General features: G+C 71.1%; 10 protein-coding genes. 5 read left to right on the plus strand and 5 right to left on the minus strand.

Going from position 1 to position 11,640, the window contains the following annotated elements; all coding sequences use genetic code 11:
* The first annotated feature begins 23 nt into the window (after nucleotides 1–23).
* The gene (locus tag EV385_RS13430; protein WP_130509774.1) at nucleotides 24–701 is read left to right on the plus strand and encodes a hypothetical protein; all 678 of its coding nucleotides are present in this window, start codon (nucleotides 24–26) and stop codon (nucleotides 699–701) included.
* Nucleotides 702–756: 55 nt separating this feature from the next.
* Here EV385_RS13430 and EV385_RS13435 read toward each other — a convergent pair whose 3' ends face one another.
* The 4 genes from EV385_RS13435 to EV385_RS13450 form a co-directional block, all read right to left on the minus strand.
* Entirely contained in the window at nucleotides 757–1,809 is a 1,053-nt protein-coding gene (locus EV385_RS13435; protein WP_207229822.1) for a class I SAM-dependent methyltransferase, read from the minus strand.
* 191 nt (nucleotides 1,810–2,000) lie between these two features.
* Nucleotides 2,001–3,566, minus strand: a complete 1,566-nt coding sequence (locus EV385_RS13440) for a GGDEF domain-containing protein (RefSeq protein WP_130509776.1) — start codon at nucleotides 3,564–3,566, stop codon at nucleotides 2,001–2,003.
* A gap of 290 nt (nucleotides 3,567–3,856) precedes the next feature.
* Complete coding sequence (locus tag EV385_RS13445; RefSeq protein WP_130509777.1) at nucleotides 3,857–4,957, minus strand: hypothetical protein; 1,101 nt, start codon at nucleotides 4,955–4,957, stop codon at nucleotides 3,857–3,859.
* A 72-nt stretch (nucleotides 4,958–5,029) separates the two neighbouring features.
* The gene (locus EV385_RS13450; protein WP_130509778.1) at nucleotides 5,030–5,350 is read right to left on the minus strand and encodes a hypothetical protein; all 321 of its coding nucleotides are present in this window, start codon (nucleotides 5,348–5,350) and stop codon (nucleotides 5,030–5,032) included.
* Between the two features lie 1,030 nt (nucleotides 5,351–6,380).
* On the opposite strand from EV385_RS13450, the gene EV385_RS13455 reads away from it, so the two are divergent.
* Entirely contained in the window at nucleotides 6,381–7,334 is a 954-nt protein-coding gene (locus tag EV385_RS13455; protein ID WP_130509779.1) for a Rossmann-like and DUF2520 domain-containing protein, read from the plus strand.
* Here EV385_RS13455 and EV385_RS13460 read toward each other — a convergent pair.
* Nucleotides 7,263–8,315, minus strand: a complete 1,053-nt coding sequence (locus EV385_RS13460; protein WP_130509780.1) for a phosphopantothenoylcysteine decarboxylase domain-containing protein — start codon at nucleotides 8,313–8,315, stop codon at nucleotides 7,263–7,265. The genes EV385_RS13455 and EV385_RS13460 overlap by 72 nt on opposite strands.
* Before the next feature lie 216 nt (nucleotides 8,316–8,531).
* Between EV385_RS13460 and EV385_RS13465 the strand changes: the two genes are divergently transcribed.
* From EV385_RS13465 to EV385_RS13475, 3 genes are read left to right on the plus strand one after another with little or no spacing between them, the layout of a single operon-like run.
* Complete coding sequence (locus EV385_RS13465; RefSeq protein ID WP_165449469.1) at nucleotides 8,532–8,768, plus strand: phosphopantetheine-binding protein; 237 nt, start codon at nucleotides 8,532–8,534, stop codon at nucleotides 8,766–8,768.
* Nucleotides 8,769–8,805: 37 nt separating this feature from the next.
* Entirely contained in the window at nucleotides 8,806–10,374 is a 1,569-nt protein-coding gene (locus tag EV385_RS13470; RefSeq protein WP_130509782.1) for an AMP-binding protein, read from the plus strand.
* Entirely contained in the window at nucleotides 10,371–11,624 is a 1,254-nt protein-coding gene (locus tag EV385_RS13475) for an ATP-grasp domain-containing protein (protein ID WP_130509783.1), read from the plus strand. Before EV385_RS13470 ends, EV385_RS13475 begins: the two co-directional genes overlap by 4 nt.
* The last annotated feature ends 16 nt before the right edge of the window (nucleotides 11,625–11,640 follow it).

Raw genomic sequence — 11,640 nt, forward strand, 5'->3', positions numbered from 1 at the left:
GCATCCGTCCGATGTACCGGAAAATGATCCGCTGGTTCAGTGCCGTGGCGGCGGCCGTCTCACTGATCGGCCTGGCCGGACCGGCCGCGCTGGCGGCGCCCGCGCCCGTACAGATGACCTTCAACGCGGCGCCCGAGCCCGCCGACCAGGGCAAGGCCCTGACCCTGTCCGGCCGGGTGTGGCTGGGCGCGACCGGCAACCGCTCGCGGGTCTACTTCTACTTCCGCCGCTCCACCGCGACCACCTGGGCCTACACCGGGTACGCCGACTCGGACGACCGGGGATACTTCAGCTCCCGGACCACCGCCCGGTACACCGGCACGTGGCGCGCCATGTACCGGGGCACGGCCACCCGGGGCGCGATCACCCGCCTCGACGCGGTGGCCGTGCTGCACCGGGTCCCCCGCCGCCTCGTGACCTACACCGGCACGGACAGCTCCTGGCAGGGCCCGCGCGTCGTCATCCCCACCGCCGACTTCCAGGCCGTGGTCACCTACCGGTGCCCGGTCGGTGGGTACATGTATCTGCGCTGGAACGGCGACTCGTTCGGATATGAGTCGGTCAGCTCGGCCAAGCCGGCCGGGACGCTCACCCTCAACGGGCACCAGGGAGCGCGCAGCGGCTACTTCGACCTCGACACGTGGTCGGGATGCACCTGGAAGATCACGGTCTACTCAGGAACGGTGCGGGTACTGGCGTGAACCCACCGGAGGGCCGGGCCACCCGCCCGGTCCTCCGGCACGGCGCCGCGCCGCGTCACGGGTGCAGGGCGTAGACGCGGAAGAAGCCGCCGTCGACGTCGAGTACCTCGGTGCGCGCGAAACCGGCCTCCGCCGCCAGCCGCCGTACCGTGTCCTCGCGGATCACGGTGCCGATCGCGGCGGACGGCTGCTCCGCCATGGCCGCGGGCAGGCAGTGGCTGATGCTCCAGCCGTACATCATCCGCTCCAGCTCGTCGCCCGGGGCGGTGAACGACGGGGCCACCGCCTCGTCCGCCAACAGCAGGGCACCGTCGGCGCCCAGGGCCGCGCGGGCGGCGCCGAGCACGTCCACCGGCCGGGCCAGATCGTGCAGTGCCTCCAGCAGGAGCAGGACGTCGAACGGGCCGTGCGCGGCGAGGTCGGCGGCGTCGCTGCACTCGAACCGTACGGTGACATCGCGCTCCCGGGCCGCCGCGCGGGCCTCGGCGATCGACGCCGCGTCCGTGTCGATCCCCCAGACCTCAGCCCGCGGGTACGCCTGCGCCACCGCGAGGGTCGACCACCCCTGCCCACAACCGAGGTCGGCGAGGCGGCCACCGCCGGACACCCGCTGCGCGGCCGGGCCGAGCGCCGGCAGCCACTCCTCGACCAGCGCGGAGCCGAACGCGGGCCGGTTGATCCCGCCCTGCCCGATGCGGAAGTCGGCGCCATAGCGGGCATACGGCACGCCGTTTCCCGTGCGGTAGGCGTCCACCACCTCATCCAGCACGGACGCGATCCCGACCACCATGCGGGCCAGCGGGGCCAGGTGGTCCGGCGCGACCGGCGTGGTGAGGACGCCGACATGCGCCTCGGGCAGCCGGTAGCGCCGGGCTTCCGCCTCGGCACCGGCGTCGTCCACGGTGAGGATCCCGGCCACGGCCTGCTGTTCCAGCCATTCCCGCGCGTACCGGGGTGCGATGCCGACCTGCTCGGCCAACTCTCCGTAGGTGGTGCTGTCCCGCGCGCTCATCGCGTCGTAGATGCCGAGCCGGGTGCCCAGGTAGATCCCGAAGAGCTCAAGTGCGCCGATCGTGGCCTGCATCATCCGCTCGTCGAGTGCGGTCATGGCGGTCATCTCCCCCATGCGATCCGTCGGCTCTCACCCGATTACGGGTCTATGCCGCACCTTTCCACAGTCGGACCCGCAGCGCACGGATAGGCATCGGTACGGTGATTCAGCGGTACGCGACCGACCGCTATGTGCGGGCGTTCCATGACCTAGCGGGGCGCGCGACCGGCGCGTGACCTCGTCGACGGTCACCCTCGCGTCGCGGCGAGACCTGGCGGCTCCTCGGTGGCGACCGCCACCGGCCGGGGTTCGGGCGCCGAGTCGGTGACCGCGCGGTTCCGGCCCGCGCTCTTCGCCGCGTACAGGCGCTCGTCAGCGGCCCGCACCACGGCCTTCACGCCGACGCCGGCCAGCGGCAGGGCGGCCGCGCCGAGCGAGGCGGTCACCGGGATCTCCGCCCCGTCAGGCAGCCGGACCGGCTGGTCGGCCAACGCCCGGCGCAGGCGCTCGGCGAGTGCGGCGAGATCCGCCGCTCCGGTCCCGGGGGTGATGGCCAGAAACTCCTCGCCGCCCCAGCGCACCAGCACGTCATCACTGCGCAGGACACCGGCCAGCCGCGCCGCGCTCTCGGCGAGGACCGCGTCGCCGGCGTCGTGCCCGTACCCGTCGTTGACCGCCTTGAAATGATCGAGGTCGATGATGATCACCCCGAGGTCGGTGCCGTCGCGCAGCGCGCGCTCGGCCTGTACGTGCAGCGTCTCCTCGCCGAACCGGCGGTTGTGCAGGCCGGTGAGTCCGTCGGTCATCGCCAGCCGCCGTTGTTCCGCCAGGGCGGCGTCGAGCTGCCGGGCGACGCGGCGCTGGTCGCGGATGCTCAGCTGGGCGCGCAGGGTCAGCCCGATGATCGTGACGGCGACCAGTCCGAGCACGGGCCGGGAGATCCGCCCGTCCAGGGCGTCCTGACCGGCCCAGCCGAGCACGCCGCCGACGGCCAGCAGGAACGGCCAGAACCCCAGGTCGAACTCCAGATGCCGGGCTGCGGACTCCGCCACGTCGCGCTGCCCGCGAGCGTCCCACAACGCACCGACCGCGAAGAGGAGCACCACGGGGAAGTACAGGTTGCGGTTCACGGCGTCGTCGATACCGATGTCGCGCATCGCCAGCGCGCTGTTGAGCACATCCGCGCCGGTGGAGAGCAGCACGCCCCCGACCACCAGGGCGATCTGCGGCGGGACCCGGCGCTGGCCGCTGAGCCCGACCGAGAGGAACACCGCGAGGCACGCCACGTCCAGCAGCGGGTAGACCACATCGACGAGGGTGTTCACGGTGAACTGCCCGTGCAGCTGCGGGGCGACCAGCAACTGCCAGCCCGCCACCCCGGAGGCGACCGCGACGAACAGCCCGTCGAGCTGGCCGCGCAGCTGGCGCAGCGCACCTCTACCGGTGAAGCCGAGCCCGACGCTGAGGATCAGCCCGAGGTACGAGCCGACGAGGGCCACGTCGCCGATCGAGGCCGTCTCCACGGGACGGCCGATCAGTTCGTACGCGGTCCAGTAGATGTTCGAGGCCAGCCACAGCAGGTTGGCGACGAAGACCAGCCACCACCAGCGCCGCCGCGACCGGGGGCTGCGCCGCGCGGCGGCGTAGGCGGCGGCCGTGGCCACCGCGATACCCAAGGGGTAGACCACGTTGGCCAGGATCGCCCGGGTGGTCTCGCTGCCGTGGCCGACGAGCGAGACCGTGATGAAGGCGAGCTCCACCAGGACGGCGACCGCGCAGCAGCGGACCCACCAGCGACTGGCGGCGCGTACCATTTCCTACCCCCACAGACCCCCGCGAACCGACCCCCCAGCATGGGGCGCCGCGGGTCATCCGCGGGGAGCACCGGGGTTGCGCCTCGGTGGCGCCTGCCCACTGTGGCGCGGCCGCTCCCGGGATCAGCTCTCCGGGTTCTCGGTGGCGGCCGCCGCGCGTCGGGCCGATCGGCGGCTGAGCAGGAAGGCGATCAGCCACGGTACGAAGCAGCCAGCATGCCAAGGCCGATCATGACGAACGGTACGAGGCCGTTTGCCGTCAGGTGTCTGAGTGACCCGACTGCCGTGCCTCACTGACCCGCTTGGGGACCAAGCGCCTCAGTGGATCGGCTTGTCTGCGGACCTCGGTGGGTTCGGAACATCGCCTGCAGGATCGCGCGCACGGGTTTGCGCTGCCCGGCAGACACGCTTTCCCGGGCGGCGGTGAGGGCCTTGTTCGCGGCGAGCGCCTCGGCGTGCTCACCCCGGACGGCGTGCAACTCCGCCTTCTCCTGATAGACGCGGACCAGGATTTCTCGCAGGCCGCGCTCGACGCACTGCTGGTAGGCGGTTTCCACGCTCTCCAGCGCCCGGCCGGTCGCGCCGAGCCCACGCTGGGCCCGGGCCAGGGTCAGCAGGTACTCGGCCAGTTCGTCGGCGTCGTTGGCTCCCACGTTCTTGTAGCGGGCGATGCAGACCTGCATCGTCTGCTCGGCCTCGGCGTACTCGCCGTTGGCGATCTGGATCGCCCCGATCGTCTCCAGCGCGTCCGCGTCGAAGTAGTAGCCGCGCGCCACGGCGTGCTCCTGCATCCGCCGCGCGACCTGTCCGGCCTGCGGGTAGTCGCCGGCTTCGTATTCGGCGTAGGCCCAGTTGTTCAGCACCACCGTGAGCCGTTCCCACTCCTGGAGCTTGCGGGCCAGGTCCTCGGCCTCGTGGTAGCGCGGTCGCGCCGCGTCCATGTCGCCGTTCTCGGCCAGCGCGTCGGCCAGCCTGACCCGGTGCCAGATCCGCATGTGCGCCGTGGCCGACTCATCGAGCAACTCGACCGCGCTCCGCGCGTGCCCCAGGAACTTGGCCGCGTTGCCGGACAACCGCTCGATACCCGCCCACACCAGGTGGGTACGCGCCTGCATCCGGCGGTCGCCGTGCTTGCGGGCCCACGCGTGGACGCCCTTGATCTGCCGGGCGGCGCCGGGGACGTCACCGGTGCGCCGGAGCATGTCGATCCAGCACAGGCGGGCCCGCATGAGCAGGGCCTCGTCGCCTAGAGCGTCAGCCCGCCGTTCGAGGTGCACCGCGGTCGAGAACCCCGCGGCGGCGTCGAGGATGACCTGGTCCTCCAGCGCCAGCAGGGCAGCCGACAGCTGCTCGGCGTCAGCCGCATTGCCCTCCGCCCCGAGCGTGTTCACCCGGATCTCATCGGCCGCGCGCCCACGAGGATGAGCATCTGTCACGCCGGAGCAGCGCACCCACCCGTTCCGTTACTGGCTGGGTGGGGGTGGCGGAGGCGCGCTGCTTCCGAACAACGCGTCCGATGCCGCTTGTGCCGCATGTCCGGCCTCCTCAAGCTGCTGGTGCGCGGCGTGGTAGAGAGAATCACCGAGGCTGTGCGTCGCCCCAGCAGGCCCGGTGGCGCCGATCGCATCGAGAGCGGAACCAGTCACGTGCGACCCCGCCCCCTGCACCGTCATACCCCCGGCAATCAGGAGGTGAGCCCCCGCCTGCTGCAGGTCGTGTTCCGCCTTGATGGCCAACTCCACCGCGTGTTCCAAATGACCGACGACACCCTGCTGATCGCTCATGAGAGGTCACCTTCACCGATCACGGGAGGCGTCGCTGCGGTCCCGCCCCGGAGGGTGCCGCGAAGGGTAGCCAGAATCGCCAGCGCCGCCCGGGCGTTCTCCACACCAAGGCGGGCCGCCGCGACGCGGGGATGAACCGCCTGGTCCGCACCCTCCGCACCGGTGCCGACGGCGTCCGGGTCCACTGCTTCTCGCAATGCCGCCTCCATACGCTCCCCGGATTGCACGACGGCACCTAGAAGGGTCTCTGCCTGCGCGAGGTGGCTCGTGGCAGTCGCCAGTGAGGCGATAGTCATCTGCCCCCGGGCTATCTCAGCCGCGCTCACGGTCAAACGTTGTCGATCAGAAAGATCCATCGGACGCTCGCCTTCTCGGAATCACTGCCGCGAAAGTGGACGGCAGGATATCTGTCGTTTGAATCCGCTGCAGTCCGCCGAACATCCGCGAGCTCAACGATGAATCATCGTGACGCGATCATCTTGCCGGCGAAAGCAGCTATCCGACAGGTCCCAGCTCTGCCGGAGTCCTTATTGAGTGCCCTGGTCAATCGCTACGCCTAAGCGCGGACCAGTTCGGGTGGTTCGGGCTGGCCGTCAGGCGACACAAGCCGAGAGTCCCTCAACGAGGGATGCTGCGGCTTTAAACGTCTTCCACTCCCCCTTGCTCTTTGCCTTGACGACCTTCTTCGTATCGCGCGGCAGGGTGATGAGCAATCACGTCGGTCAGTTTCCGAGACAATCATCGAAGCAACGAGCGCCCTTCGGGCTGCTGTTACGACTACGCGGCAAATGGTATCGATCGAGAATTGCCGGCATTGGTCTATCCGCGAGTGGGACGCGATGGGTGCCGGTCGAGGTTTGGTTTACGACCAGGACTGCACCTGCCGCGGTCATCGTCGTTTAGGAAGCCCGTTACGCGTACCGACTTGCGCCGGCCCGCAGTCTCGACCGCGGTCGTCGAGGGGATGCCGGGGCGGTCCGGAGGGGACGTGGGCGATGATGACCCTCGATCTTGACTACGGGGAGACAGCATGCGAAACGGATCGGTGGGGATCGTCGGGGGTGGCCGGGTCGGCACCGCGCTCGGCCAGGCGTTGCAAGGCGCGGGCTATCAGGTGGTGGGCGTCTCGGCACGGTCGGCGCAGGCACGGGATCGCTGCCGCCGCCGGCTGCCGGGCGTGCCGGTGCTAACCCCGCACGAGGTGGCTGCACGCAGCTCGCTGACGCTGCTCAGCGTCCCCGACGACGCGATCGCGTCGGTGTGCGGGGAGCTGGCGGCCGCGGGGGCGCTTGCACCGGGCCGGCACGTGATGCACGCCAGCGGGGCCTGCGGCCTGGCGGTGCTGCGGGAGGCCACGGCCGTGGGGGCGACGCCGCTGGCCGTGCACCCGGCGATGACCTTCCCGGGCGGCGACTCCGACGCCGAGCACGTGGCCGGGATCGCCTTTGCGGTGACGGCCCCGCCGGAGGCCCGCGACCGTGCCGAGGGGCTGGTCCGCGACCTCGGCGGCGTCCCGGTCTGGATCGCGGAGGCCGATCGCACGCTCTACCACGCGGCCCTCGTACTTGGCGCCAACAATCTGGTCACCCTCACCGCGGCCGCGATGCAGGCGCTCGGTGCCGCCGGGGTGCCCGACCCTGGTTTCATTCTCGGTCCGCTGGTCCGCACGACGCTGGAGAATGCGCTGCGGCTCGGTGACGACGCCCTCACCGGGCCGGTCCGCCGCGGTGATACCGCCACGATCGGCGCGCACGTGTCCACGCTGCGCGAGCGGGTGCCGGCCCTGGTGCCGGGCTATTTGCAGTTCGCGCGCGTCACCGCCGAGCGGGCCCTGGCCGCCAACCTCGGCCAGGCCGCGAGCGTCGAGCGGGTCGTGGCGATGCTGACCGAGGCGTTGAGCGCAACGCCCGCGTCAGCGTCGTCCGACCCCCGGGTACGAGCGCAACTCGTCGAGGATCCGGTCGGCCACGACGATCTTCGGTAGCACCCCGGTGGTGTGCCGCACCCCCTCCCGGTCGATGATCGTGACCTGGTTGGTGTCCACGTCGAAGCCCACGCCGGGCAACGACACGTTGTTGAGGCACAGCAGGTCGAAGCCCCGCCGGGCCAGCTTGGTGCGGGCCGCATCCAGGTCGGAGTCGGTCTCGGCGGCGAACCCCACCCGCAGCACACCGGGCGGGATCTCCGGTACGAAGTTGGACACCGTCTCCAGTTCCCAGTGGGCGCCGTCCGGGGTCTTCTTGACCTTGTGGGTGGCGACGCTGCGCGGACGGTAGTCGGAGATCGCCGCGGCCATGATGACCGCGTCGGCACCGTCGGCGCAGGCAGCCAGCACGGCCTGCCGCACGGCCGCCACGTCGGGGGCGACGACCAGTCGCACGCCGGCGAGCCGGGGATGGGTATCGGTGGTGCTGATCAGGGTGACCTCGGCGGCACGGTCGCGCGCGGCCCGGGCAAGGGCCTGGCCCATCTTGCCGGATGACAGGTTCGTGATGATTCGCACCGGATCGACCGGCTCGCGGGTGCCGCCCGACGTCACCACGATCCGCAGGCCGGCGAGGTCGTCGCGGGGCGGGTGGACGTAGCGCACGGCGTCAACCACGGCATCGGCGTACGGGCGGCCGGCGGCGGCCGCTTCGAGCCGGATTGTCGCGTCGCCGTCGGCGCACGGTCGCAGCAGCACCCCGGCCGGCTGCTCGAGCACCTGGATCCGGGCCGCGCTGGTCTCGCCGGGCCCCAGGCAGGCGTCGACGGCCACCGAGCCGGGCACCGGGTCAGCCCACCGGGCCGTCACCGACGAGCACTGTGTGTAGTCGAACCAACTCGCAGCCGGCAGCGCCGCGGCCGCCTCGGCGCAGGTCTGGACGTGCACCTCGAAACCCGCTGCGACCAGCGCAGCGGTCGCACCCCAGGCGTGGTGCACATCGCGGCCCGTCCCGACCCGCAGGGTAATTCTCGTGGCCATATATCAGATTACTCCTCGTGAATGTCGGGACCCTCGGTACCCGCGCCGGGATTGTCAGTTCACCAGCAATGCACAGTAGGGTGTGGACTCCGGTCGCCAGCAGGCAGCCAACATCACAGATATCAATTGCACTTGCCATGATCAGCGCTGCTCATTAAGCTCTCCCGGCGCGCAGTTATCGTGGTGTTCACATGTTTTAGCGGGGGTTGATCGATCGTGCGGGACCAGACTGTCGTCGACGTGGTCTTCGAGGAGTGGCGCAGCGCGCTCGGTGCCGAGCACCCCGCCGAGGACGACGATTTCTTCGCCGCCGGCGGCGACTCTCAGCTCGCGCTCCAGATGGTCAGCCGGATCGAGCGGCGACTGGACATCCGCTTCCCCCTCGAGGTGCTGTTCATCGAGGGCACCCTCGGATCGGTCCTGAACGCCTGCGAGGAGCGGGTTTCGGCCTGAGCTTTCGACTCGGCCCTACACGACGGAAGAAATCTCAATGACCACCACCACCGCGGCGCGGCTGTCCGAAATAGACGGCCTGATGGCTTCTGCTCGATTCGCTATCGTTGCCGACGAATTCCCCGCCGAGACGGCGATTGACACCGGTTCTGAAACGGTTAGCTATTTCGAATTCCGGGACGCGGTATCGGCTGCCGCGAGTGTTCTCGCCGACCTGAAGATTGCTCGTCAGGGTCGCATCGGACTGGTTGCCGACAAGCGGCCGAGCACCTACGAGTACTACCTCGGCAGCTGGCACGGCGCGCACGCGGTGGTGCCGCTGGGCCCGCAGAACCCCACGGCCTTCAACGCCGACATCTGCCGCCGGGCCGGGCTCGACGCGGTCGTGGTCGACCCCACGCTGCACCCCGAGCTCGCCGCGACCCTGCGCCATGACGGCATCGCCGTGGTCGATCCGAACCAACCGGCCCCCGGCGCGGCCGGCCCCGCCGAGCCGCTGCTTCCCGGCGACATCGCCTACATCCTGTTCACCTCAGGGTCGACCGGGCGGCCCAAGGGCGTGCCCGTCAGCCACGGCAACGTCCGGGCGTACCTGAACATGGCGCTGCCGGCCAGCGAACTCGGCCCCGGCGCACGCCTGTCGCACACCTTTGCCCTGACCTTCGACCCGTCGGTGCACGACATGCTCGCCGCCTGGACAACCGGCAGCACCCTGGTCGTTCCCCGCAATCGGGAACTTCTCGCGCCGAGCGCCTACGTGAGCCGCCGCGGCATCACCCACTGGTACTCCGTTCCGTCGCTGGCGGCGTACGCCCGAAGGTCCGGCACCCTGGGCGCCGACTCCATGCCGGCCCTGCGGCAGAGTCTGTTCATCGGCGAGCCGCTACCACTGGAACTCGCACGCGATTGGGCCGCCGCCGCGCCGGGAAGCATCGTGCGGAACGTGTACGGCCCCACCGAGCTGACCATCAGCTGCGTCGAGTACCAGTTGCCAGCCGACGTCACGGACTGGCCGGAGACCAGCAACGGCACGGCGCCGATCGGCGCCGTCTATCCCGATCTCGAATGGGTTCTCGTCGACGGCGACCGCACCTCATCGACACAGGGTGAGCTGTGCGTACGTGGCTCCATGCGGTTCCCGGGATACCTGTCGCCGGCCGACAACGCCGACCGGTTCCTGACCATCGCCGACGGCACCGCCACGCGGGTCGCGCCCGGCGATCCAGTCCCGGCCGACCACTGGTACCGCACGGGTGACCTGGTGCGCGTCGCCGCCGAGGGGCTGCTGCACCTCGGCCGGCTCGACCGCCAGGTCAAGATCAGTGGGCACCGCATCGAACTCGGCGAAGTGGAGTGGAAGCTGTCCACACACCCGGACGTGCTCGACGCCGCGGTGCTGGCGCTGCCGGACGGCAACGGCGGCCTGCAACTGCGCGCCGCGGCCACCGGCACCGCCCGGGAGTACGCCGAGATCAAGCAGTACCTGCTGGGCCTCATGCCGGCGTACATGCTCCCGGCAGCCGTCACCTGGCTGCCGTCGTTCCCGGTGAACGGCAGCGGCAAGGTGGACTACCTCGCGCTGCGCGACATGCTGGTGACCGCATGACCGCGGATCCCCGGCGGCCGACGATCGTGGTCGTGCACGGGCCCGGCTCGGCCGGCCCGCGCGACGTGCTACGCGCCGCCCGAGGGTGGGCCGACCTCGTGTTCCTGGTGAACCCGGACGATTCGAACGGCGCGGCCGACCTGCCGATGCTGTCCCGGCTCGCCCGGGTGGTGCAGGACCGGCCGGACACCGACGTGCTGGCCGAACTGCGCGCCCTGGCTCCGGTCGGGATCACCACGTTCGGCGACGCCCGTATCGCGCGCTGCGCGGAGCTGGCCGCGGGGCTCGGCCTGCCGTACCACAGCAGGCGGACGGCCGAGCTGCTCAGCGACAAGGTCCGGCAGCGAGCCGCGCTGAACGCCGCAGGCGTCAGCCCGACCCGGGTCGAGGCCGCGGCGAGCACGCGGGAGCTGCCGGCCGCGGCCGAGAAGGTCGGCTACCCGGTCGTGGTCAAGCCGGCGTCCGGCAACAGCAGCCGGTGGACCGGCCGCTACGACGACTCGGCGGCGCTGGACGCGCTGATCCGCGCGGCGGCGGCCGACCCGGCGGCGCCGGCGTGCTGGATCGTCGAGGAGCTGCTGCCGGCGGGCCGTCATCCGTACGGCGACGTGCTGGCCGATTTCGTCTCGGTGGAGTCCGTGGTCGAGCACGGCCGGATCACGCACTTCGCCGTCACCGACCGCCTGGCCCTGGCACCGCCGTTCCGGGAGCGCGGTCTGCTCCTGCCGACGCTGCTGGCGCCGGACGAGACCGAACCCGTCCTGGCCCTGGCCTCGGCCGCCCTGGCGGCCCTGGATGTGCGGTGGGGCGTTACGCACACCGAGATCAAGCTGACCCCGGAGGGCCCCCGGGTCATCGAGGTCAACGGCCGTCTCGGCGGCTGGGTCGGCGAGCTGATGCGGCGCACCGCCACGGTCGACCCCGTCCGCGTCGTGCTGGACGTCGCCGCGGGCCGCCCCGCGGATCTCGGCGGTCTCGCGTTCCGCGCGCACGCCGCCGTACTGCTCGTCCAGCCGCCCGAGGGCCGGTTCGGGGTCACCGAACTCGCCGACCCGGCGGTCTTCCGCACCGAACCGGGCGTGTGGCAGGTGTGGCGGCGCGCCGAGCCCGGCGACGTCGTGGACTCCCGGTCCGGCTCGCTGCAGATGCTCTACGCGGTCTACACCGAGACCGACCGCGCCGGCATGTCCGGCACCCTGCGCCGCCTGGACCGTATCGGCCGGGACGCCGCGCTGCTCCAGCCGCACTGAGGCGGCGTTCCCAAGG

Origin of the sequence: Krasilnikovia cinnamomea (assembly GCF_004217545.1) — a bacterium.
Taxonomy (GTDB): domain Bacteria; phylum Actinomycetota; class Actinomycetes; order Mycobacteriales; family Micromonosporaceae; genus Actinoplanes; species Actinoplanes cinnamomeus.